15 protein-coding genes and 1 pseudogene are annotated in these 22,934 nt (G+C 73.3%); 10 read left to right on the top strand and 6 right to left on the bottom strand.

The annotated features are described in order from the left end of the window. The 6 genes and pseudogenes from AC07GB_RS31955 to AC07GB_RS31980 form a co-directional block, all read left to right on the top strand. A pseudogene (locus tag AC07GB_RS31955) lies at positions 1 to 345 on the top strand (slipin family protein); the annotation flags it as partial. A gap of 288 nt (positions 346 to 633) precedes the next feature. Continuing rightward, complete coding sequence (locus tag AC07GB_RS31960; protein ID WP_478851568.1) at positions 634 to 1,719, top strand: S1 family peptidase; 1,086 nt, start codon at positions 634 to 636, stop codon at positions 1,717 to 1,719. Positions 1,720 to 2,148: 429 nt separating this feature from the next. Continuing rightward, on the top strand, positions 2,149 to 3,105 hold the full coding sequence (locus AC07GB_RS31965) for an ABC transporter permease (RefSeq protein WP_478851570.1): 957 nt from the start codon (positions 2,149 to 2,151) through the stop codon (positions 3,103 to 3,105). 56 nt (positions 3,106 to 3,161) lie between these two features. After that, on the top strand, positions 3,162 to 4,934 hold the full coding sequence (locus tag AC07GB_RS31970) for an ABC transporter substrate-binding protein (RefSeq protein WP_478851572.1): 1,773 nt from the start codon (positions 3,162 to 3,164) through the stop codon (positions 4,932 to 4,934). 3 nt (positions 4,935 to 4,937) lie between these two features. After that, entirely contained in the window at positions 4,938 to 5,930 is a 993-nt protein-coding gene (locus tag AC07GB_RS31975) for an ABC transporter permease (RefSeq protein ID WP_478851574.1), read from the top strand. Beyond that, a complete protein-coding gene (locus AC07GB_RS31980; protein ID WP_478851576.1) occupies positions 5,927 to 7,600 on the top strand; it encodes a dipeptide ABC transporter ATP-binding protein in 1,674 nt (557 codons plus the stop codon). The genes AC07GB_RS31975 and AC07GB_RS31980 overlap by 4 nt, the downstream gene beginning before the upstream one ends. Positions 7,601 to 7,672: 72 nt before the next feature. Here the strand turns inward: AC07GB_RS31980 and AC07GB_RS31985 are convergent, their stop codons facing one another. Then, positions 7,673 to 10,477 (bottom strand): M4 family metallopeptidase, encoded by a 2,805-nt coding sequence (locus AC07GB_RS31985; RefSeq protein WP_478851578.1) that lies wholly within the window; start codon positions 10,475 to 10,477, stop codon positions 7,673 to 7,675. Positions 10,478 to 10,639: 162 nt separating this feature from the next. Between AC07GB_RS31985 and AC07GB_RS31990 the strand changes: the two genes are divergently transcribed. Next, entirely contained in the window at positions 10,640 to 11,740 is a 1,101-nt protein-coding gene (locus AC07GB_RS31990; protein WP_478851580.1) for a helix-turn-helix domain-containing protein, read from the top strand. A 91-nt stretch (positions 11,741 to 11,831) separates the two neighbouring features. Here AC07GB_RS31990 and AC07GB_RS31995 read toward each other — a convergent pair whose 3' ends face one another. The 3 genes from AC07GB_RS31995 to AC07GB_RS32005 all read right to left on the bottom strand — a co-directional run bounded on the left by AC07GB_RS31995 (position 11,832) and on the right by AC07GB_RS32005 (position 14,894). Next, positions 11,832 to 12,266, bottom strand: coding sequence for a subtilase-type protease inhibitor (locus AC07GB_RS31995; protein WP_478851582.1), 435 nt, complete (start codon positions 12,264 to 12,266; stop codon positions 11,832 to 11,834). Between the two features lie 339 nt (positions 12,267 to 12,605). Then, complete coding sequence (locus AC07GB_RS32000; RefSeq protein ID WP_478851584.1) at positions 12,606 to 13,754, bottom strand: AAA family ATPase; 1,149 nt, start codon at positions 13,752 to 13,754, stop codon at positions 12,606 to 12,608. A gap of 102 nt (positions 13,755 to 13,856) precedes the next feature. Then, on the bottom strand, positions 13,857 to 14,894 hold the full coding sequence (locus AC07GB_RS32005; protein WP_478851586.1) for an ABC-2 transporter permease: 1,038 nt from the start codon (positions 14,892 to 14,894) through the stop codon (positions 13,857 to 13,859). 193 nt (positions 14,895 to 15,087) lie between these two features. Between AC07GB_RS32005 and AC07GB_RS32010 the strand changes: the two genes are divergently transcribed. The 3 genes from AC07GB_RS32010 to AC07GB_RS32020 all read left to right on the top strand — a co-directional run bounded on the left by AC07GB_RS32010 (position 15,088) and on the right by AC07GB_RS32020 (position 20,700). Next, entirely contained in the window at positions 15,088 to 18,648 is a 3,561-nt protein-coding gene (locus tag AC07GB_RS32010) for a DNA polymerase III subunit alpha (protein WP_478851588.1), read from the top strand. Then, entirely contained in the window at positions 18,645 to 19,613 is a 969-nt protein-coding gene (locus tag AC07GB_RS32015; RefSeq protein ID WP_478851590.1) for a DNA polymerase Y family protein, read from the top strand. Before AC07GB_RS32010 ends, AC07GB_RS32015 begins: the two co-directional genes overlap by 4 nt. 199 nt (positions 19,614 to 19,812) lie before the next feature. Beyond that, positions 19,813 to 20,700 carry an esterase/lipase family protein gene (locus AC07GB_RS32020; protein ID WP_478851592.1) on the top strand — a complete coding sequence of 296 codons (888 nt, stop codon included), beginning with the start codon at positions 19,813 to 19,815 and terminating at the stop codon, positions 20,698 to 20,700. Between the two features lie 3 nt (positions 20,701 to 20,703). Here AC07GB_RS32020 and AC07GB_RS32025 read toward each other — a convergent pair whose 3' ends face one another. Next, entirely contained in the window at positions 20,704 to 21,684 is a 981-nt protein-coding gene (locus tag AC07GB_RS32025; RefSeq protein WP_478851594.1) for a lytic polysaccharide monooxygenase auxiliary activity family 9 protein, read from the bottom strand. 437 nt (positions 21,685 to 22,121) lie between these two features. Beyond that, positions 22,122 to 22,808, bottom strand: coding sequence for a response regulator (locus AC07GB_RS32030; protein WP_478851596.1), 687 nt, complete (start codon positions 22,806 to 22,808; stop codon positions 22,122 to 22,124). Between the last annotated feature and the right edge of the window lie 126 nt (positions 22,809 to 22,934).

Here is a 22,934-nt window from a genome sequence, read left to right on the forward strand (position 1 = left end):
TCCATGGCCCGCCAGGCCGAGGCCGACCGCGAACGCCGCGCCCGCGTCATCAACGCCGACGCCGAACTCCAGGCCTCCAAGAAACTCTCCGAAGCCGCCAAGGAGATGTCCGAACAGCCCGCCGCCCTCCAACTACGCCTGCTCCAGACCGTCGTGGCCGTCGCAGCCGAGAAGAACTCCACCCTCGTCCTGCCCTTCCCCGTCGAGCTGCTCCGGTTCCTGGAGCGCGCGCAGGCGGGGCCCGCGCCCTCCGCCGTCCCGCCGGGAAGCGGAGTGGAATCTTCAACCATCGGTCCCGCCGGGCCCTCCGGCGCCACCGAGGCGCCGGAATCCGGACAGGACTAGTCCTCACCCGCTGCCCACCGCCTGCTCGCACCCGGTGTTTGCAACGGGGACCGGCGACGGGACGACTAGGCGTGACCACGCTGGGTCAACTGGCCCGGGGCGCGGGCGCGTTGCCGCGCGGGCGTCCTGAAGTCGACCTTGTGTGCGGCCTGTGAGGCTGGGAATAGTGGGCCGCGTCCTATTGGCATGGACGCGGCTTCACCAGGGCCGCGCCGCCATGCGCTCACGCTTTCCGGCCGCCGAGGTCCCCACACCGGAGCGGGCCGACCCCCCACAGGAGGACATGAGTTGAAGCACCGACGCATACCCAAGCGGCGTGCCGCCGTGGCAGGCGCGGGCGCCGTCGCCCTCATCGGCGCGGCAGTCACCTTCCAGACTGCGAACGCGAGCGACGACAAGCCCACCCCCACACCGGACACGCTGTCGGTGGCACAGGCCGGAAAGCTCGCCTCGTCGCTCGACAAGGAGCTGGGCGCCGACGCCGCGGGCACGTACTACGACGCCCGGGCCAAGCAGCTCGTCGTGAACGTCCTGGACGAGGACGCGGTGGACACCGCCGAGTCGGCGGGCGCCAAGGCCAGAGTCGTGGAGAACTCCCTGGCCGAGCTGAAGAGCGCCCGTTCCACGCTCAGCGACAAGGCGTCGATCCCCGGCACGTCCTGGGCCACCGACCCGGCCACCAACAAGGTCGTCGTGACCGCGGACCGCACGGTGAAGGGCGCCGCGCTCCAGAAGTTGGACGCGGTCGTGAAGCAGCTCGGCGGCAAGGCTGAACTCCAGCGCTCCAAGGGGGAGTTCAAGCCCCTCATCGCGGGCGGCGACGCCATCTTCGGCGACAGCAGCCGCTGCTCCCTCGGCTTCAACGTGGTCAAGGACGGCGCCCCGCACTTCCTGACGGCGGGCCACTGCACGGAGGCCGTCACCAGCTGGTCCGACAAGCAGGGCGGCCCGGCCATCGGTGCGAACGCGGGCTCCAGCTTCCCCGACAACGACTACGGCATCGTCAAGTACAGCGGCGACACCGCCCACCCGAGCGAGGTCAACCTCTACAACGGCAGCACGCAGAAGATCACGAAGGCGGGCGCGGCCACCGTCGGCCAGCAGGTGCAGCGCAGCGGCTCCACCACACAGCTGCACGACGGCAAGGTCACGGGCCTGGACGCCACCGTGAACTACGGCAACGGCGACGTCGTCAACGGCCTCATCCAGACCGACGTCTGTGCCGAGCCCGGCGACAGCGGCGGCGCCCTCTTCGCGGGCGACACCGCGCTCGGCCTGACCTCCGGCGGCAGCGGTGACTGCTCCGCGGGCGGCGAGACGTTCTTCCAGCCGGTGCCGGAGGCCCTCGAGGCCTTTGGCGCGGAAATCGGCTGACGTCTGGTTCGGCGGCCGTAAGGCCCCGGAAACCTTTCGGTTTCCGGGGCCCTTCCGCATTTTCGGTGGTGCGCCGGGCAGGTTTGAGCAAGGGGGTTGAATAATTCCCCTTCCCTGAATTCACAAGGGGTGACGCGCGTAGACTACTGGTCAAAGCGAAGGCTGTATGGATGGTGCGCCTTGTGAAGCAAGGTCATGAGGTGCTTCTGCCTTGCAGAGTGCGAGCGTGTGACGCGTATCTCAGTAAGGGCAAGATGCCCGTTTGGCCCCTGTTCGGGTGCCTGTAATGTTGCGCCCCTGTAAATCCCCGCAGCATTCCGGAAATGTCTTCCGTGGAGGATTTGCAAGGGCGCCGTATTGCTGGCTCTAATGATGCGCACCCCGACGCGGGAAACCTCCGCGTCCGCACGTCATCAGGAGTTGGGCAGCATGGCCGACGCGCCACGAACCGAGCCCCGCGGCCCGCTCGCGGCGGCCGTCGGCGCCTTCCGCAGGGACCGCGTCGGCCTCGCCGCGCTCGGCGTGGTGGTCTTCTTCGTGCTGCTCGCGCTCGCCGCGCCGCTCGTCGCCGCGCTCTACGGCAAGAACCCCACCGAGCACTACGGTCAGAACGAGGCGGGCCTGCTCAGCCCCGAGGGCCTTCCGGTACTGCCCAACGGCGGCATGTCCGGCGACTTCTGGTTCGGCATCGAACCGGGCCTCGGCCGGGACGTGTTCACCCAGCTCCTGTACGGCATCCGCACCTCGCTGCTCGTCGCGGGCGCCGCCATCGCCGTCATCGCGGTCCTCGGGGTCGTCCTCGGCGTGACCGTCGGCTATCTGAGCGGCCTCGCCGACCGGGTCTTCACCTTCGTCTGCAACGTACTGCTCGCGTTCCCCACGCTGCTGCTCTTCCTCGCGCTGAGCCCCGTCGTGCAGACCCGCTTCGTCGACCCCGGCGAGAACGAGCCCGCCTGGATGCAGGTCACCGTCCTGGTGCTGATCTTCTCCGCCTTCGGCTGGGTACCCCTCGCGATGGTCCTCAGGACGACCGTGCGCTCCCTGCGCGAACGCGAGTTCGTCGAGGCCGCACGGGCCGTGGGCGCCTCGCGCCGCCACATCGTGCTGCGCGAGCTGCTGCCGAACGTGTGGGCCCCCGTCCTCGTGCACATCACGGTCGCCCTGCCCGGCATCGTCACCGCCGAGGCCGCCCTGTCCTTCCTCGGCGTGGGCATCAGCGAGCCCATCCCCGACTGGGGCCGCATGATCGCCCGCGGCTCCGAGGTCTTCTACGACGACCCGACCTACATGGTCTTCCCCGGCGTGACGATCCTGCTCTTCGTCCTCGCCTTCAACCTGCTCGGCGACTCCGTACGGGACGCGCTCGACCCCCGTACCGGCCGCTGACCCCCGGCGCGCCCGCGCGCCACCCCCGACCCGCACCATCCGCAATGGAGTTCACCATGCCCAGGATCAGTTCGCGCACCGTGGCCGTCCCCGTCGCCGCCGCTTCCGCCATGCTCGTGCTGTGCTCCTGCTCGGCCGGGGCGGGGTCCAAGAGCGACACGGCCGCCCCTCGCCAGGAGGCCGACCTGGTCGCGGGGGTGGGCAGCGCCAAGGACAGCGCCGGCCCCGCGCCCGCCGTCGAGGGCGCCCGCAACGGCGGCACCATCCACGTCGCCAACCTGCGCGACTACGCCCACCTCGACCCGCAGAAGATCTACGCCGGCGAGGCGTACAACACCTCCCTGCTGTGGGGCCGCCAGCTCACCCAGTACCAGGTCGTCGACGGCAAGCCCAAGCTCGTCGGCGACCTCGCCACCGACATCGGCAAGGCCTCCGACGGCGGCCGCACCTGGACGTACAAGCTCAAGGACGGCATCGCCTGGGAGGACGGCAAACCGATCACCTCGCAGCACGTCAAGTACGGCATCGAGCGCACCTTCGCGCCCGGCTTCGAGGTCGGTCCGCCCTACTGGCCGCAGTGGCTCACCGGCAAGTCCGACCTCGCCCAGGCGCGCAAGGTCTACGGCGGCCCCAAGAAGGACGGCGACTTCGACCGCATCGAGACGCCCGACGCCAAGACGATCGTCTTCCGCTTCCACGAGCCGCAGTCCGACGTGCCCTTCATGGCCGCCCAGTCCTCCTCGTCGCCGGTGCGCCCCGACAAGGACACCGGCACCCGCTACGACCTCAAGCCGTTCGCGACCGGCCCCTACCGGATCGTCTCCCACCGGCAGAACCAGTCGCTGACCCTGGAGAAGAACCCGCACTGGAAGGCGGAGAACGACCCGATCCGCCACCAGTACGCCGACAAGTTCGAGTTCACCTTCGAGAAGAAGGAACTCAACACCGCTCAGGAGATCCTCAACGGGCGCGGCGACGGCGCCGCCACCCTCACCACCAAGAACGAGTTCCCGCCCGAGCTGATCGGCGAGGCCGAGCGCGACCCGAAGAAGAAGGACCTGATCGTCGACGGCCGGCGCGGCGCGTTCACCTACCACCTGGCCATCCGCAACGACCGCGTCCCCGACCCCGAGGTCCGCAAGGCCATCCACTACCTCTTCCCGCGCCAGCAGGCCCGCCAGGCGCTCGGCGGCCCGCGCGTCGGCGACATCGCCACCACCTACTCCTCGCCCGCCATCGTCGGCTGGGAGAGCTACGACACCTACCCGGTCAAGCCCACGGGCGACATCGCCAAGGCCGAGCAGCACCTCGCCAAGGCCAAGAAGAAGGTCGAGCGCCTGGCGTACGCCTACGAGTCCAACGCCGTCAACGACCGCATGGCGCAGGTCCTCGTCGACGCCTTCGCCAAGGCGGGCATCGAACTGGTCACCAAGCCGCTGCCGCTGCCCGCTTACACCAACGAAGTACTGCGCGGCACCGACCCGAAGTACGACCTGTGGATGTCCGGCTCCTCCGTGGACTGGCCGACGCCGGCCACCGGCGTGCCCTACCGCTTCGACAGCCGCCGTGACTCCCTCGACAACGACCCGCGGTACAAGAACCCGGTCGTCGACAAGGAACTCGACCGCATCGCGAAGATCACCGACGCGACGCGGAAGGCCAAGGCGCTCATCGCCCTGGAGAAGAACACGATCATGAAGGACATGCCGGTCGTGCCGTTCCTGCACCAGCGCGTCCAGCAGGTGCGCGGCGCCGACGTCGGCGGCGCCTTCATCCACCCGATCTACGGCACCATCAGCCCCGCGTGGCTGTACCTGAAGAAGTCCTGACCCATGCTCGCCTACGTCATCCGACGGGCGCTGACCGCGGTCGTGGTGCTCCTCGCGATCTCCGCGACCGCCTTCGCGCTGTTCTACGCCGCGCCGTCCGACCCCGCCGTCATCGCCTGCGGCCCCAAGTGCGACGCCTCCCAGATCGCGGCGGTGCGTGAGTCCATGGGCCTGGACCAGCCGGTCCTCACGCAGTACGCCGACTACGTGCGCGGCCTGTTCGCGGGCCGCACCATCGCGGACGTCGACGGCACCCCGATCGCCTGCGACGCGCCCTGCCTCGGCTACTCGTACGCCCTGCACGAGCCCGTCCGGGCGGCCATCACCAGCCGCTTCCCGGTCACGCTCTCGCTCGCGGCGGGCGCGCTCGCCGTCATCCTCGTCGTCGGCGTCGGCGCGGGCTTCGTGTCCGCGCTGCGCCGCGGCAAGCTCTCCGACCGGCTCCTGTCCGCCTTCACCCTGGTCGGCGCCAGCGTGCAGATCTTTATCCTCGGCTACGCGCTCCAGTACCTCCTCGTCTACCGGACCGGCTGGTTCGCGCTGCCCGGCTACACCTCGCCAGGACAGGGCCCCGGCGCCTGGCTCGCGGGCCTGCTGCTGCCCTGGCTCGTGCTCGGCTTCGTCAACGCGGCCGTCTTCGCCCGGCTCTCCCGCGCCCAGATGCTGGAGGTCATGCACGAGGGCTACGTCCGCACCGCGCGCGGCAAGGGCCTCAGCCCGCTGCGCGCCCATCTCAAGTACACCGCGCGCGGGGCCGCCGCGCCGCTCGTGCAGCTCCTCGGCCTCGAGGTGGGCGCGCTGCTCGGCGGCGCGTTCATCACCGAGACGGTCTTCGGGCTCAGCGGCGTCGGCAAGCTCGCCGTGGACGCGGTCGTCCAGAACGACCTGCCGACCGTCGTCGGCACCGTGCTGCTCGCCGCGTTCTTCGTCGTGGTGTTCGTCGCCGTCGCCGACCTCGTGGTCGCGTGGCTCGATCCGAGGGTGAGACTCGCATGACCGCTCCTGTCGCGACGACCGCTCCCGCGCTGCGCGTGCGGGACCTGAGCGTGACGTTCACCGGCCCGCGCGGCGCCGTCACCGCCGCCGAGGGCGTCACTTTCGATCTGGCGCGCGGCGAGGTCCTCGGCCTGGTGGGGGAGTCGGGCTCCGGCAAGTCCACCGTGGGCCTGGCCGCGATGGGCCTGCACGACCCGGCGCGGACCCGGGTGACCGGCAGCGTCGAGGCCGGCGGCACGGAGGTCGTCGGCGCGTCCGACGCCGAGCTGCGCGCGCTGCGCGGCTCGAAGGTGGCGATGGTGTTCCAGGACGCCCTCGCCGCCCTGTCGCCCTTCCACCCGGTGGGCGCCCAGCTCGCCGAGGCCTACCGGATCCACCACCGGGGCGCGGCGCGCGCGGAGGCCAGGGACCGGGCCGTCGACATGCTGGAGCGGGTGGGCATCGCCGCCGCCCGCTCCCGGGACTACCCGCACCAGTTCTCCGGCGGCATGCGCCAGCGCGTGATGATCGCGATGGCGCTGATCAACAGCCCCGACGTACTGATCGCGGACGAGCCCACCACCGCGCTCGACGCCCGCGTCCAGGGCCAGGTCCTCGACCTGCTCGACGAGCTGCGGCACGAGCACGGCACCGCCGTCGTCCTGGTCACCCACGACGTGAGCGTCGTCGCGCACGCCACCGACCGCGTCCTGGTCATGCGCCACAGCCGGCAGCTGGAACTGGGGCCGACCGAGCGGGTGCTCACCGACCCCGAACACCCCTACACCCGCGCCCTGATCGGCGCGGCCCCCACGCTCACCACCGTCCCCGGCACCCGGCTGCCCACGGTCGACGAGCCGGAGCCGGGGCCGCGCACGGCGGCACGGGCGCTGGTGGCGCCGCCCGAGCGCCCGCTCGCGGAAGTCGTGGACCTGCGCGTGGAGTTCGGCGGCGGCCGCACCCTGCTCGGGCGGCGCCGCGAGCCCGCCCGCGCGGTGCGCGGCGTCAGCCTCCAGGTGCGCGAGGGCGAGACCCTCGGCCTGGTCGGCGAGTCCGGCTCCGGCAAGTCCACCACGGCCCGGGTGCTCGCCGGGCTCCAGCGGCCCACCTCCGGCGCGGCCCGCTTCGACGGCCGTGACATCTCCGGCGCCGCCGGGTCCGCCGCGCTGCGCCGTGAGCTGAGCCGCGAGGTGCAGCTCGTCTTCCAGGACCCGTACGCCTCGCTGAACCCGCGGCGCACCGTGCAGGAGATCGTCACCACGCCGCTGCGGGTGCACACCCGGGCGGACGCGGCCGAGCGCCGCGAGCGCGCCGCGGAACTCCTGGAGCAGGTCGGCCTGTCCGCCGAGCACCTGGACCGCTACCCGCACGAATTCTCCGGCGGCCAGCGCCAGCGCATCGGCATCGCCCGCGCGCTCGCCCTGCGCCCCCGGCTGATCATCGCGGACGAGCCGGTCTCCGCGCTCGACGTGTCCGTGCAGGCGCAGGTCCTGAACCTGCTGATGGACCTGCGCGACGACCTCGGCCTCTCGCTCCTGTTCGTCTCGCACGACCTGGCCGTCGTGCGGCACTTCTGCGACCGGGTCGCGGTCATGCGGCACGGCGAGATCGTCGAGACCGGCACCCGCGACGAGGTCTTCGACACGCCGGGCGCCGCGTACACCCGCGAGCTGCTCGCCGCCGTGGTCTGACCCGCCTGCCCCAAGGCGGTGCCCCGCCCCCCTGGTGAGGGGAGCGGGGCACCGCCTTGGGGCGTACCGGGGTCAGCAGGTGCCCGCGGGGCGGGCCCGGGTCACCAGGTCCGTGTGGCCCGTGGTGCCGTCGATCCACACCACGCGCTTGCCGGTGTCGGCCGCGTGGCCGGTCTGCTCACCGCGGTTGCAGGAGACCCGCTTCAGGCCCTTGCCGTCCAGGTCGGTCTGGACGAGCTTGGTGAGGTTGCCGTTGCTCCAGCCGCGCTGCGGCCGCCACTGGGTCAGCGTCACCGCCGTGTCCGAGGCGTCCACGTTCCAGAAGTACGCGGTGGCCGAGTTCTCCGGGATGACGTCGGTCAGGCCGGTGCCGTCCAGGTTGGCGCGGCGCAGGCCCATGCGGTTGTCGTCGGCGATGTCGTCGACCAGCCAGTACAGGTACGTGCCGTTGATCGCGGGGGTCGCGACGCCGAGCTGGGCGCCCTTGGCCGGGACCAGGGTCTGCTTGCCGGTCCGCACGTCCGTGATCTCCGTGGAGACCTGCTGGTGGCCGTCCTTGTCGACGTACACCTTTGCGTAGCCGAGCTTGTCACCGCTGAGGGTGGGCAGCGCGGTGGCCACGTCGTAGTGGCCGCCGTCCACGAACACCGGCTCGCGCTCGCCCTTGCGCAGGTACGCGACCCGCTGCTGGCCGTGCGGGCTGGACTCCTGCCAGGTCACGACCTGGCCCGAGACGTGCACGTTGGCGACGGTGGTGCCCGCCGACCACAGCTTCTTCACCGGGCCGCCGGTCAGCGGCCGGGACAGGACCTCGACGCTGGTGGGGCCGTACGCCACCCACGCCACGGTCTTCCCGTCGGTGTCGGGGTAGACGTGGTAGCGGCCGTCGTTGGGGCTGATCAGCTTCTTCGTGCCCTTGCCGTCGGTGCGGCCCGCCCAGACGGAGAAGGCCTCCTGGCCCTCGTCGTCGGACTTCGACGCGGCCCACCAGCCGCCGCCCGCGCCCGCCCCGGTGTTCGGCAGCCTGCCGCCGACGCGGGTGGCGTTCACGTCCCCGAGGAGCTTGTCGGAGTCGGCGCCGATGGCCTTCTCCCAGCCCTTGGTGATGCCGTGCGCGTCGAAGGACCGGTTCACGGACCGCAGCTTCGCGCCCTTGACGCCGAGCGCCTTGGCCGCGGCGACCACCGCGTTGCGGGCGTCGGTGTAGCCGTCGAGCGGCGTCAGGTACTCGGCGAGCGCCTTGTAGACGATCCGGTCGGCCAGGGTGCCGCCGAGGTCCTCGCGGATGTCCCACAGGGCGCCCGAGAAGATCGTCGAGTTGAGGTGCACCCCGCCGCTGTCGGTGCCGATGGTGACGCCGAGGAAGTCCTTGGCGGTGGTCCGCCCGTCGTTCAGGTTGCGGAACGCGCAGTCCTGGGGCGCCTTGGTGCGGCACAGGTCCTCACCGATGAGGGCGGCCTTCGGGTCGCTCATCGGGGTCTTGGAGGCGTTGACGTCGATGGCGTTGCCGAAGTAGTCGGCGACCGCCTCGTTCAGGGCGCCGGACTGGCCGACGTAGACGAGGCCCGCGGTGTGCTCGACGACGCCGTGGGTCATCTCGTGGCCCACGACGTCCAGGTCGGCGGAGAGGGTCTTGGTCTCCTCGTCGCCGCCGCCGTACACCATCTTCTGGTCGTCCCAGAAGGCGTTGACGAACGGGAACCCGCCGTCGGTCACGCCCACCAGGGAGTTGATGGCCATGCCCTTGCCGTCGAGGCTGTCGCGGCCGTGCTTCTTCTTGTAGTAGTCGTAGACCTGCCCGGCCGCCCAGTGCGCGTCCACGGCCCCCGACTCGGTGGCGTCCTTGCCGAACTCCTTGGTCTTGGAGGCCACTTCGGAGATGCCGCTCGGCCATCTGCCGGAGGCGTCGTTGGCGTCGACGCCGCGCGCGTCCCAGGTGGTCAGCGCGTTCTTGCTGCCGTCCCACTGGCGGCGGTGGTCACGCAGCTGGTACGAGTCGGACGCCGCGTCGTGGGTGAGGTCGAGGTCGACCTTCTCGCCGTCCAGCTTGACGCCGCTGCCCGTGGTGCCGGGGAAGTCGGCGTCGTCGGCTATGGACTGGATGCCCGAGTACTGGAGCACCGGGAAGCCGGAGGCGGCGTCGACGTACACCTCCTGCTTGACCGGCACACCGCTCACGGGGTCGGTGCCGGTGACCGTGACGTGGTACGTCAGGACGCCCTTGCCCCGGGGGAGCACGACGAGGCCGTGCGAGGAGCCGGAGAGCGGGGTGCCGGTCTCGGCGGTGCGCTTCTCGGCCTTGGCGTCCGCCGTGGCGGCGGCCGGCTCGGGGGTCAGCTTGGTCAGGCTGCCCGTGCGGCCGTCACCGGCGGCGGTCGCCGCCACGGCCCGCTCGACGGCCGTCTTCTCGGCGACGTGGGCCTTCGTCCCCACGGTCAGCCCCGTGAAGTACTTGCCGGAGGTGCCGGTGACGACCCGGTCGCCGTCCTTCTTCTCCATCCGGACCAGGTACTGGCCGCCCAGGACCGGCAGGCCCCGGTGCTTCTGCTGGAAGCGGACCGTTTCCCCGGCGCCCTGCTTCAGCGTCTGCTCGGCCGTCAGGTCCCGTGCGGGGTCGGCGATCTCGTACCGGTCCTTCTTGGCCGCGAGGTGGCCGCGGGCCGCGGCGGCCGGGCTGCCCGAGTCCTCGGCGGCCTCCTCGATCCCGTCCACCAGGGCCGGGGTCCTGGTGCCGGTGCCCGGGACGACCTCGGTGGCCGGTCCCCCGGGCACCTCGTCGGCGGCCTGCGCCGCCGGGACGCCGGACGCGAGCAGCGCCGCCGCGCCCAGGAGCGCGGCGCCCCCGGATATCCGGGCCCGTCTGCGTGACTTGCTCATGTTCCCCTCCACACGCCGAAAGGCGCACGTCAGCCGAGCGCACGTCATGTACGTGCGCTAGCCATGCAAGTCGTTGCCCGAGTGTTGATCAAGGAATAACTACGGGTCACAACTGGGTCCGCACACTTGTGTGCACCCGGGGGCGGCGTGAGACTTCCGGTCATGACCATGGTGGGGAGCGGCAAGGGGAGCGCGCTGCGCGACCTGGGCCTGGGGGAGTCGGACGAGCGGGTGTACGGGGCGCTGCTGCGGCGCCGGGCCGCGGCGGCCCTGGACCCGGAGCAGCTGCGGCGCGAACTGGGGATCACCCGCGGCGAGTTGGAGCGGTCACTCGCGCGGCTGCGGGAGCACGGCTTCACCCTGCCGGAGCCGGAGGCCGCGCCCGGCGCGGGGCACCCGCGGGCCGCGCTGCCGCGGCCGGTGCCTCCCGCACCCGCCGTGCGCGCCCTGATCCGCCGAAGACAGGCGGAACTGCACTACCGGGCGGCGGAGTTGGAACGCCTGCGGCGGGAGGCCGACGAGATCGCCGAGCGCCTGGAGCCGGACCCGCCGGGCGCGCCAGGCCCCGGCGCGGCGGTCGAGACGCTCAGGGGAGCGGCCGCGGTCCGGCGCCGCGCCGACCACCTGCTCGCCCGCGCCGAGCGGCAGGTGCTGATCCTGGACCGGCCGCCGGGCCTCGACTCCTGGGCGGCGGGGGCCGCCGGCTCCCGGGCGGCGGACGGCGTGCCCCCCGGCGCGGGCGTCGCGGCGCTCCTGGAGCGCGGGGTCGCGGTGCGCGCCGTGCTGGCCCGCGAGGGTGTCGCGCCGCCCGGCCTGCTCGGACCGCTGCCCCCGCTCCTGGAGCGGGGCCTCCAGGTGCGGACGGCGGCGCACCTGCCCACCGGGCTCATCGCCGTGGACGGCCGCGCCGCGCTGCTCCTGCCCGCCGGGGACGCCGGGGGCGCCGGGGATCCCGAGGGGGACGGCACGGCCGTGCTGGTGCGCGGCACGCTGGCGCGGCAGGTCTTCGGGCCGTTCTTCGAGGCGCACTGGGAGCGGGCGATGCCGCTCGGCGGCGGTGCGCGGCGCTCGCCCGAGGAGCACCGCGACCTGCTGCGGCTGCTCGCGGGAGGGCTCAAGGACGAGGCGATCGCCCGCCGCCTCGGCGTCCATGTGCACACCGCGCGCCGCCGCATCAGCCGCCTCCTCGACGACCTGGACGCCGACACCCGGTTCCAGGCGGGCGCCCAGGCGGCGCTGCGGGGCTGGCTCGCGGGCCCGTGACGCGTGTGAGCCCCGCCGCGCGGGGAACTCGTCCCGGCGTGACGGGGCTCGGGAAGGCGCACGGGCCGCGGGCGGCGGGGCCCCGCGGGCCTCAGAAGGCGAAGACGCGCCCCTGGCCGATGTTCAGCGCGCAGGGGTTGGCGAAGGTGTGTTCGTACGAGACCCGGCGGCCCTCCCACACGCCCTGGGCGGTGACGACGATCGGGTTCCACTCCTTGGTGCAGGGGCGCGTCGACGACCTCTTGGTGATGGCGTCGAACTTGCCGCCCACCGAGCGCAGTTGGTCGCACGCGGCGGCCGCGTCGGGGTGGCTTCCGACGCCGCCGGAGGAACAGCCGAGCGTCACGGCGCGCTGGATGCTCGCGGTCTCGGCCTTCTCGCCGTACCCGATGGTGAGCACCAGCTCGGAGGGCGCGTAACCCCGGGCGGCGGGGGGCTCGGGCGCGGGACCGGCCATGGCCGACGTGGTCAGGCCGCCGAGCGCGAGGGCGGCGCCCAGCGCGATCCCTCCAGTGATGTACCGCATTTCGAACACTCCCTTGCTTGATTTCTCGGATAACGAACGGAACCGGAAGCGAGTCTTGCTCAGGGCGCCCCTGAAAGCACATCGGGCACGTACTTTCAGTCGTTAGTTGAGGACTGAGGGTAGTGGCGTGAAGTGGTGTGCCCCGACGGACGCGCCGGGGCGCCGGGCACCCCCTGTGACCGGCGGGGAGCAGGCATTGGGGTGGAATCTCCCGATCGCCGGAAAGCGGGGCGCATGGCTGCGAATGGGGGGTCTGCGCCGCGCCGCGCGCCCCGCGGAGGGGGCGGGATTGGCCGGAGGGTGCTCCTCGAACGCCTCTGCTGTCGGGGAGTTTCGGGGTCAGCGCTTGGGCCAGTACCAGAGCGGCTCGTCCAGGAGGCTGTCCCGGCCCGCCACCTGGGTCCGGCCCGACTCCTTCACCAGCTCCAGGGAGTTGACGTCCCTGCGGTGCAGACGGGCTCCGTCGGCGATGGCGTCGGCGAGGTCCTGCGCATGGGTGACCAGGACGACCTGGGTGTCCTCGGCGGCCGTCAGGATCAGGTCCGCGAGGGGGCGCAGGAGGTCGGGGTGGAGGCTGGTCTCCGGCTCGTTGAGCACGAGGAGCGCGGGCGGGCGCGGGGTCAGGAGCGCGGCGGTCCACAGCAGATAGCGCAGCGTGCCGTCGGACAGCTCGGCCGGGCCCAGCGGGCGCCGGAGGCCGCGCTGGTGCAGCTGGATCTCGAACCGCCCGCCGTTGTCGGCGATCCGCACCCGGCTGCCCGGGAACGCGGCGTCCACGGCGGCGTCCAGGGCCTCGTCGTCACCGGTCTCGCGGATGGTCTGGAGCGCGGCCGCGAGATCGGCGCCGTCGTGGGCGAGCACCGGGGTGCGGGTGCCGACGCGGGCCGCGCGGGCGGGCGCCTCGGCGTCCGTGCGGACGTGGTCGTAGAACCGCCAGGAGCGGATCAGCTCGCGCAGCCTGAGCAGGTCCGGCGCGAGCTGGGGGTCCGCGAACTCGCTCAGCATGCTGTCGTACGGACGGATGCCCTGGGAGCGGTGCCAGCCGCCGTCGGCCGTGCGGGTGCGCACGGCCGGGCCCGCGCGGTCGCAGAGCAGCGCGGCGGGGCGCAGCACCGGGCCCGCCCAGGTGCACTCCCGCTTGATCTCCGGGTCGAGGGCGAACAGGGACGGGGCGCCGCCCGGCTGCGCCCCGTTGGACTGGGGGACGCCGAAGTCCATCGCGTAACCGAACTCGTCGCCCGCGAATCCCAGCCGCAGGGCGGCGGTCACTTCCTTCCGCTCGCCCGCCCACAGGGCGGAGGGGAGGCCGCCCTCGCGGGCGAGCGCGGCCACCGCGCCGCCCTGGGCGGAGTCCGCGAGGAGCCGCAGGGCCCGGTAGAGGCTGGACTTTCCCGTGCCGTTCGCTCCCGTGATGACGTTCAGCCTGTCGAGGGGGACGACCAGCTGGTGGAGCGAGCGGTAGTTCTCTACGGCGAGTGTGCGGATCATGCTCTTCAGGGTCGCAGGAGGGTCTGACAGCTGGAGGCTTCGCCTCTTTCGCGCCCTTTACGGGAGGCCCCTTTCCCGCCCTTTGCGGGAGTTTCCTGCCCTTTACGGGAGCTTCAGGCCTCGCTCCCAGGTGCCGGGCGGGCCCGCGGCCGGGCGCCGCAGCCTGGCCGTGACGAGGGTGATCACCGTCCCCGCCACCGCCCATGCCGAGAGGACGAGCAGCGGGCCCGTGGTCGCGTTGCCCTTGAAGTACGCGATCGAGCGGGCGACCCAGGTGCCCGCGCCCGGGGGCAGCGCGGGGCCGATCGCCTCCCAGAACGGGGGCAGCATCGGCAGCGGGAAGGCGCCGCCCGCGCTCGGGTTGCCCGCGATCACGATGAGCAGGACCGCGAGGCCGATGCCGACGATGCCGGTCAGCTCCGCCAGGGCGAGGGTGATCGCGCCGACCGCGAAGGTGAGCAGCGAGCCGAGCCCCCACAGGCCGAGGACCGAGCCGGGCAGGGCGCCCAGGATCGGGCCGACGATGACCGCGCCGCCGATGCCGCCCGCGATCGAGAGCAGGGCCATGGCCCCGAGCCTGATCGCCGAGCGCTGCGGGGTCGCGGGCCGGGTGCCCGTGCTGATCGACATGATCGACGCGCACAGATAGCCGCCGACGCACCAGCCGACGACCAGGTAGAAGGACGACAGGCCGTTGAAGTCCTGGGCCGAGGCCGGCGCCACGTCCACGGTCTTCACGGTGCGCTTCTGCGCGCCCGCGACCTCGGTACTGATCGTCTCCAGGGCGTTGGCGAGCGCCTTGCCGCCGCCGGAGGCGACCAGGAGGGTGTCGTTCGTGCCCTGGGGATCGACGACCAGGGCCCCGTCGATCTTCCGGTCCATGATCTGCTTCCGGGCCTCGGCCGCGTCCTTGAGCACGCGCGGGTCGAGCGGCTCGCCGGGCAGCCGCGCCAGCTGGTCCTTGGTCTTGTCGGCCGCGGGGCCGGGGGCGACGACTCCGAAGGGCACGTCCGTCGGCTTCGGGTGGTGCAGCGCCCCCACGTAGGAGGTGATGAACAGCAGCTGCAAGGCCAGGACACCGAGGACGAGCAGGGCTGCTCGCGGGGTGACGGCGCTCTTCAACTCGTCGGCGAAGGTCATGCCCCCACGCTCCGAGGCGCTCGCGGGGCACGCAGGCGGGGCGGGGCCGAATGGAGGACAGGAGCGCTCCCCGGCGACCTCCCCGGCACCTACGGGGTCCACGGAGGCGCCCCCCACGCGTGGTCGAACGAATATTCGAACTTGGTCTATGGTGGAGGTGGGGGACAGGAAGCGGAAGGTTCAGGAGGTGCGTGTGCCAGGGTTCACGCATCTGCACACCGCCTCCGGGTTCTCCCTGCGGTACGGGGCCTCGCACCCGGAGCGGCTCGCCGAGCGCGCCGCCGAGCGGGACATGGACGCGCTCGCGCTCACCGACCGGGACACCCTCGCGGGCGCGATCCGCTTCGCCAAGGCGTGCGAGAAGGCGGGCGTACGACCGCTGTTCGGGACGGATCTCGCGGTGGAACCGGCCGCGCCCCGGGAGGGCGGCGAGCGCGGCGCGCGCCGCCGCGCCCCGGTGCGCGGCGGTGCCTTCATCGACGAGTCGACCCCGAGGGCGACCTTCCTCGCCCGGGACGGGGCCACGGGCTGGGCCGCGCTGTGCGGCCTGGTCAGCGCGGCCCACCGGGACGCGGACGGCGGCGCCCCCGCCCCCGCGGGACCGCCCGCCGCCCCGGGCGCCGACCGGCCCGCCCCCGGCCCCTGGTCCGCCCCGGCGGCCGACGCCGCCCGCGCGGCCCTTCGCGGGGGACAGCCCGTGCTGCCCTGGGACGACAACCACGGCGAAGGGCTGACCGTGCTGCTCGGCCCCGCGTCCGACGTCGGCCGCGCACTCGCCGCCGGGCGCCCCGACCGCGCGGCCCGGCTTCTCGTCCCCTGGCGCGAGCGGTACGGCGACGCGCTGCGCCTCGAAGCGGTGTGGCACGGCCGCTCGGGCACCGGGGCCGGCTCGCTGCGTCTCGCCGCCCGCACCGTCGGCTTCGCCGCCGAGCAGCGCCTGCGCCCGGTCCTGACCAACGCCGTCCGCTACGCCGACCCGGGCCAGGGCCCCGTCGCCGACGTCCTGGACGCCGCGCGCCGCCTGGTGCCCATCGACCCGCGCGGCGAACACGACGGCGGCGAGCGCTGGCTGAAGGACGAGGCCGCCATGCTGGACGTCGCCGAGCGGGTCGTCGAGGCCGCCGGGTTCCGCCGCGACGCCGCGTACCGGCTGCTCGAACAGACGCGGGCGACCGCCGCCGCGTGCCTGGTCGACCCCCAGGACGACCTCGGCATCGGCTCCGTGCGCTTCCCCGAGCCCGCCCTCGTCGGCGCGGGGCGCCGCACCGCGCAGCGCGTCCTCGCGTCCCGGGCCGCGGCGGGCATGGTGCTGCGCGGCTACGACCGGCGTGCCGACCGGCGGGCGTACTGGGAGCGGATGCACCACGAGCTGGACATCATCGCCCACCACGGCTACGCCTCGTACTTCCTGACCGTCGCCCAAGTCGTCGACGACGTACGGACCATGGGCGTCCGCGTGGCCGCGCGCGGCTCCGGCGCCGGGTCCCTGGTCAACCACCTCCTCGGCATCGCGCACGCCGACCCGGTCGCCCACGGGCTGCTCATGGAGCGGTTCCTGTCCACGCGGCGGCGGGTCCTGCCGGACATCGACATCGACGTGGAGTCCGCGCGCCGCCTGGAGGTCTACCGGGCGATCCTCGGCCGGTTCGGCCAGGAGCGGGTGGCGACGGTCGCGATGCCGGAGACCTACCGGGTCCGGCACGCGATCCGCGACGTGGGCGCCGCCCTGTCCATGGACCCCGCCGAGACCGACCGGATCGCCAAGGCCTTCCCGCACATCCGCGCCCGCGACGCCCGCGCCGCGATGGCGGAGCTGCCCGAGCTGAAGGGCATCGCGGCCGAAGCGGACCGGCACGGCCGCCTGTGGGAGCTTGTCGAGGGCCTCGACAAGCTGCCGCGCGGCGTCGCCATGCACCCGTGCGGCGTGCTGCTCTCCGACGCCTCCCTCCTGAAGCGCACCCCCGTCATGCCCACCAGCGGCGAGGGCTTCCCCATGTCCCAGTTCGACAAGGAGGACGTCGAGGACCTCGGCCTGCTCAAGCTCGACGTGCTCGGCGTGCGGATGCAGTCGGCGATGGCGCACGCGGTCGCCGAGGTCGAGCGGGCCACGGGCGAGCGGGTCGACCTGGACGACCCGCGCCAGGTGCCGGAGGGCGACGCGGCGACGTACCGGCTCATCCGCTCCGCCGAGACGCTCGGCTGCTTCCAGATCGAGTCCCCCGGCCAGCGCGACCTGGTGGGCCGCCTCCAGCCCGCGACCTTCCACGACCTGGTGGTGGACATCTCGCTGTTCCGGCCAGGGCCGGTCGCCGCCGACATGGTGCGGCCGTTCATCGAGGCCAGGCACGGCCGCGCGCCCGTCCGCTACCCCCACCCCGACCTGGAGGAACCACTCAAGGAGACGTACGGGGTCGTCGTCTTCCACGAGCAGATCATCCACATCGTCGCCATCATGACCGGCTGCGGCCGCGACGAGGCGGACCAGGTGCGGCGCGGCCTGTCCGACCCCGATTCGCAGGACCGCATCCGCCTCTGGTTCGCCCGGGCGGCGGCCGCGAAGGGCTACGACGCCGAGACCGTCCGGCGGACCTGGGAGATCGTCGAGGCCTTCGGCAGCTACGGCTTCTGCAAGGCGCACGCCGTGGCCTTCGCCGTGCCGACGTACCAGTCGGCGTGGCTGAAGGCCCACCACCCCGCCGCCTTCTACGCGGGCCTGCTCACGCACGACCCGGGGATGTACCCCAAGCGGCTGCTGCTCGCGGACGCGCGGCGGCGCGGGGTGCCGATCCTGCCCCTCGACGTGAACCGGTCCGCGGCCGCCCATCGCATCGAACTGGAGTCCGAATCCGGGGTGTGGGGCGTGCGGCTCGCACTCCTCGACGTGCACGGCATCAGCGAGGCGGAGGCGGACCGGATCGCGGCCGGGCAGCCGTACTCCTCGCTGCTCGACTTCTGGGAGCGGGCCCGGCCGAGCCGCCCGCTCGCCGGCCGGCTCGCCCAGGTGGGCGCGCTCGACTCCTTCGGCGCCAACCGCCGTGACCTGCAACTGCACCTGACGGAGCTGCACCGCGGCGCCCGGGGCGCGCGCGGCCCCCAGCTGCCCCTTGCCGGCGGCCGGGACACCGCGCCCGCGGGCCTGCCCGACCTCGACGACGCGGAGCGGCTGAGCGCCGAGCTGGGCGTGCTCTCCATGGACGCCTCGCGGAACCTGATGGACGACCACCGCGTCTTCCTCGGCGAGCTGGGCGTCACCTCCGCGCGCCGCCTGCGCACCGCGCGGCACGGCGACACCGTCCTGGTCGCGGGCGCCAAGGCCGCGACGCAGACCCCGCCGATCCGCTCCGGCAAGCGCGTCATCTTCACCACCCTCGACGACGGCACCGGCCTGGTCGACCTGGCCTTCTTCGACGACGCCCACGCCGCCTGCGCGCACACCGTCTTCCACTCCTGGCTGCTCCTGGTCCGCGGCGTGGTGCAGCGGCGCGGCCCGCGCAGCCTCAGCGTCGTCGGCTCGGCGGCGTGGAACCTCGCGGACCTGGTCGAGCTGCGCCGCGAGGGCGGCCTGGACGCGGTGGCGCCACGCCTGGCCGAAGGCGGCGCGGCGCCCGGACAGGACGGCGACCCCACCAGCGGCCGCCGCATCCGGATGGAGACCGGATACGAGATGCACCCGTGGGCCGACCTCCGACCGCCCGGCGAACGGGCCCCCACGGGACGGAAGTTGTGGCACCAGAGCCCGGGGAGTGCGGGATGACCATCCTCTGCGTACGTTTCCAGCTGCCGCCGATGTACGAGGCGGCCCTGCCGGGCCTGCTCGGGCTCCTGGAGGAGTTCACGCCGGTCGTGGAGGCGCTGCCGCCGGACGGGGCCCTCGCCGATCTGCGGGGCGCCGAGCGGTACTTCGGGCGGGACGCCCTCGGCCTCGCGTCGGTGATCCGCGTGCGGGCCCTCGCGCTGCACGGCGTCGACTGCGTGATCGGCGCGGGGCCCGGCCCGGGGCTCGCCCGCGTCGCGCTGCGCGACGCCCGGCCCGGCGCGCCGTGCGCGGTGCCCGCGGGGGGCGCCGCAGAGTTCCTCGCGGACAGGCCCGTCGCCGCGCTGCCCGGCGTCGGCACGGCGACCGCCCGCATCCTGTGCGAGTACGGCCTCGACACCCTCGGCCGGGTCGCCGCCGCGCCCCTGTCCACGCTCCAGCGCCTGATCGGCGCCAAGGCGGGCCGCGAGCTGCGCGAGCGGGCGGGCGGCGTGGACCGCGGCCGGGTGGTACCGAACGCGGTCTCCCGCTCCCTTGCCGCCGAACGTGCCTTCTCCCACGACGAGATCGACCCCGGCCGGCACCGCCGCGCCCTGCTCTCGGCCGCCGAGGAGCTGGGCACCCGGCTGCGCGCCCTGGACAAGGTCTGCCGCACCCTGACCCTCACCGTCCGCTACGCCGACCGCTCCGCGACCATGCGCAGCCGCACCCTGAAGGAGCCGACCGCGCACTCGGCGGAGCTGACGCGGACGGCGTACGGCCTGTACGAGGCGCTCGGCCTGCAACGGGCCAGGGTCCGCGCGATCGCCCTGCGCGCCGAGGGCCTCGGCCCCGCAGACCAGGCCGCCCACCAGCTCACCTTCGACCCGGCGGACGAGAAGGCCCGCCGCATCGAAGAGGTGGCCGACCGGGCCCGGCGGAAGTTCGGGGCGACCGCGATCGTGCCGGGGGCGCTGGCGGCCTAGGGCGAGCCGGTGCGCGTCCGGCAGGCCCGCGAGGACGCGGGACCGTGCCGGCGGTCGCTGGGAAGTTCTGCTCCCGCGCAACTTCACACTTCTACTACTCACACGTAGTTTAGCGTGAACGCGTCAATGCCGTGATCCGGGTCACAGTCGGTCGTTAGCCGGTCGTCGCACCTGCCTTGAGCCGCGAGGAGATCGCCTGATGCTGTCCTGGAGACGAGCGCTGCGCGCGCTCACCACCGCCCTGCTGATCGCGGGCGCCGCCACGGTCACCCTCACCGCCACGGCCGCCGACACCACCACGGCCGTCGAGACCACCGCCTCCGCCACGCCCTCTTCGACGCGCGGCTGGAACGACTACGACTGCGAGCCGTCCGCCGCCCACCCCCGCCCGGTCGTCCTCGTGCACGGCACCTTCGCGAACTCCGTGGACAACTGGCTCGTCCTCGCGCCCTACCTGGTGAGCCGGGGGTACTGCGTCTTCTCGCTCGACTACGGCCAACTGCCGCTCGTGCCCCTCGTCCACGGACTCGGCCCCGTCGAGAAGTCCGCGGAGCAACTCGACGTCTACGTCGACAAGGTGCTCGCGGCGACCGGAGCCGAGGAGGTCGACCTCGTCGGGCACTCGCAGGGCGGCATGATGCCCCGCTACTACCTGAAGTTCCTCGGCGGCGCCCCGAAGGTGAACGCGCTCGTCGGCATCGCGCCCGACAACCACGGCACGACCCTGCTCGGCCTGACCAAGCTCCTGCCGTACTTCCCGGGCGTCAAGGACCTGCTCACCGCGGCGACCCCGAGCCTGGCCGACCAGATCGCGGGCTCGCCCTTCCTGGCCAAGCTGAACGCGGGCGGCGACACCGTGCCCGGCGTGCGCTACACCGTCATCGCCACCCGGTACGACGAGGTGGTCACCCCCTACCGCTCGCAGTTCCTCGACGGGCCGAACGTACGCAACGTCCTGGTCCAGGACCTGTGCCCCGTGGACCTCGCCGAGCACGTGGCCGTCGGGGTCCTGGACCGGGTCGCCCACCACGAGGTGGCCAACGCGCTCGACCCGGCCCACGCGACCCCGACGACCTGCCTGTCCTAGGCCCTAGCGGTGCGTGGCGGCACGGCGCCGTGCCGCCACGAACAGCGTGCCCGCGCCGAGCGCGAGCGCCGCGGCCCCGCCGACGGCGTAGTACGTCGTGGAGCCGTCGCTGCCGGTCTCGGCGAGGTTCTCGCCGGTGGCCGCCATCGGCCTCGCGGCGCCGCCCTTGGCCTCGGGGGCGTTGCCTTCGCCCCCGGGTGCCTTCTTCCCGCCGAGGTCGCCGTGGCCGTTGTGCTCCACGGTGGACTTCTCCGCACCGGCGGCGATGTCCTTCTCCGACGGCGCGGCGGCGACCGGCGCGGCGGCGGGGGCGGCCGGCGCGGCGGCCGGGGCGACGCCCTCGCGCTTGCTCCCGCCGAAGACCACGTCCGAGCAGGTGTAGAACGCCTCGGGGGAATCGGACCGCTGCCAGATCGAGTAGACGAGGTGCCGCCCCGCCCTGGCCGGGACGGTCCCGCTGAACACGTAGGAGCCGTCCACCAGCTTGGGGTCGGTGATCTTCACGAAGGGCCGGGCCTCCAGGTCCGACCACTTCAGGGGCTTGGCCGGGTCATAGGAGGCCTTGGTGAGGTACAGCTCGAAGGAGCCGCGGTGCGGAGCGGTGGCCCGGTAGCGGAAGGTGTGCTTCCCCGCCTTGAGCTTCGAGGCGGGCCAGTCGGCCCGGGGCAGGTCGAGCCCCTTGTACTTGGCGTTGCCCGCGCTGCACAGCTTGCCGTTCGGGATGATCTCCTTCGACTTGCCCGCGGCGTTGGCGATGTTGACCTCGTTCCAGTCGTACAGGGGCTGGGTGCCGCCCGCCCGGACGAGCGCCTTGCAGGCCGCCGACTTCGGCGCCTCGGGACCCTCCTGGAAGCAGGCGGCCACCCGGCTCACCGGATCCGTCATCGACCCGTGCGCGGCGGCGGGCTGCGCCTGCGCCAGGCACAGCACGAGTGACGCGGCGCCCGAGGCGGCGAGAGCGGCGGCCTTACGGCGAGCATGCATGGGGGAACTCTCCTCAGGGGGTGGGGGGACACGGGGCCTGCGGCATCCCGCGACGCTGAGCAAGCTAGCCCGCCGGAACCCCGAAAACCCCTGCTGGGAGCGGCCGATGACGATCCTTATGGTCGCGTTAAGGACCCCCTAATGAAGGCCTCAGGGACAGGCCCGCCCGCCCCTGCCCGGAGCAGCGCTACACGCTGTCGAGGAAGTTCCCGATGGCCTCCACCACGCGGTTCTTGCGGCGGTGCGCCTTGGAGCAGTACCGGCGCGTGCGCCACCGGCGTGGCTGAGGCACCGGTGTGCCGCACCACTCGCACGGCGCCGTTCGTCGTGATCCCCCGTTCATGCGGCTCACAGTAGCGGCTGCCCCACCGGGCCCGGCCGCCCGCCCCTCGCCCGGGCGCACCGCCGCGGCGGCACCCCCCGCGTGCCCTCTCCGGTCACCCCACCCACCGGTACCTGCGCTCCGGCCGCCCCGCGCCGCCGTACCTCAGGGTCACCTCCGCGCGGCCCGTCCCCGCGAAGAACTCCAGGTAGCGGCGGGCGCTGACGCGCGAGAGGCGGCCCGCCTCCGCGCACTCGGCGGCGGACAGGCCCCCGGGGTGGGCGCGCAGGATATGGGCCACCAGGTCCGCGGTGTGCGGGGCCAGGCCCTTGGGGAGCGCGCGGGAGCCGGGCGGGCGGCTGCCGAAGAGCTGGTCGACGTCCTCCTGGCGGGCCTCGCCCAGGCCGTCGAGGCGGGCGCGCAGGGCCGCCACGTGCCGCAGCTGCTCCCGCAGCGCGGCCTGGCTGAACGGCTTGATCAGATAGTGCAGGGCCCCGGCGCGCAGGGCCGCGCGGATCACCCCGGCCTCGCGGGCGGCGGTGATGAAGAGGACGTCCGCCGGCTCCCTGCCGGGGTCGAGCCCCTCGGCCGACCGCAGCTCCCGCAGCACCGCGAGCCCGTCCATGTCGGGCAGGTACACGTCCAGGAGCAGCAGGTCGGGGCGGAGCCGGTCCGCCGCCCGCAGCGCGTCGGCGCCGCTGTGCGCCACGCCCGCCACCGCGAACCCGTCCACCGCGGCGACGTACCGGCAGTGCAGCTTGGCGACCATGAAGTCGTCGTCGACAACCAGCACCCTCGTCATCGCCCGGCCCCCCTCGGACCTCGTCGTCGCCGCAGGCTACGAGCGCGACCACAAGGACCACAACGTCCGTTGATTCCGGAAGGGAGACAGGTTCCCGACGCGTGGGCACCATGTGGGCCACCTCAC

The sequence above is a fragment of the Streptomyces sp. NPDC045778 genome (genome assembly GCF_056431945.1).

What these genes read in the sequence shown, in the direction of transcription:
- AC07GB_RS31965 (WP_478851570.1), top strand. Translation starts at nt 2,149, where the DNA reads ATGGCCGACGCGCCACGAACCGAGCCCCGCGGCCCGCTCGCGGCGGCC.
- AC07GB_RS31970 (WP_478851572.1), top strand. Translation starts at nt 3,162, where the DNA reads ATGCCCAGGATCAGTTCGCGCACCGTGGCCGTCCCCGTCGCCGCCGCT.
- AC07GB_RS31975 (WP_478851574.1), top strand. Translation starts at nt 4,938, where the DNA reads ATGCTCGCCTACGTCATCCGACGGGCGCTGACCGCGGTCGTGGTGCTC.
- AC07GB_RS31980 (WP_478851576.1), top strand. Translation starts at nt 5,927, where the DNA reads ATGACCGCTCCTGTCGCGACGACCGCTCCCGCGCTGCGCGTGCGGGAC.
- AC07GB_RS31985 (WP_478851578.1), bottom strand. Translation starts at nt 10,477, where the DNA reads ATGAGCAAGTCACGCAGACGGGCCCGGATATCCGGGGGCGCCGCGCTC.
- AC07GB_RS31990 (WP_478851580.1), top strand. Translation starts at nt 10,640, where the DNA reads ATGACCATGGTGGGGAGCGGCAAGGGGAGCGCGCTGCGCGACCTGGGC.
- AC07GB_RS31995 (WP_478851582.1), bottom strand. Translation starts at nt 12,266, where the DNA reads ATGCGGTACATCACTGGAGGGATCGCGCTGGGCGCCGCCCTCGCGCTC.
- AC07GB_RS32000 (WP_478851584.1), bottom strand. Translation starts at nt 13,754, where the DNA reads ATGATCCGCACACTCGCCGTAGAGAACTACCGCTCGCTCCACCAGCTG.
- AC07GB_RS32005 (WP_478851586.1), bottom strand. Translation starts at nt 14,894, where the DNA reads ATGACCTTCGCCGACGAGTTGAAGAGCGCCGTCACCCCGCGAGCAGCC.
- AC07GB_RS32015 (WP_478851590.1), top strand. Translation starts at nt 18,645, where the DNA reads ATGACCATCCTCTGCGTACGTTTCCAGCTGCCGCCGATGTACGAGGCG.
- AC07GB_RS32020 (WP_478851592.1), top strand. Translation starts at nt 19,813, where the DNA reads ATGCTGTCCTGGAGACGAGCGCTGCGCGCGCTCACCACCGCCCTGCTG.
- AC07GB_RS32025 (WP_478851594.1), bottom strand. Translation starts at nt 21,684, where the DNA reads ATGCATGCTCGCCGTAAGGCCGCCGCTCTCGCCGCCTCGGGCGCCGCG.
- AC07GB_RS32030 (WP_478851596.1), bottom strand. Translation starts at nt 22,808, where the DNA reads ATGACGAGGGTGCTGGTTGTCGACGACGACTTCATGGTCGCCAAGCTG.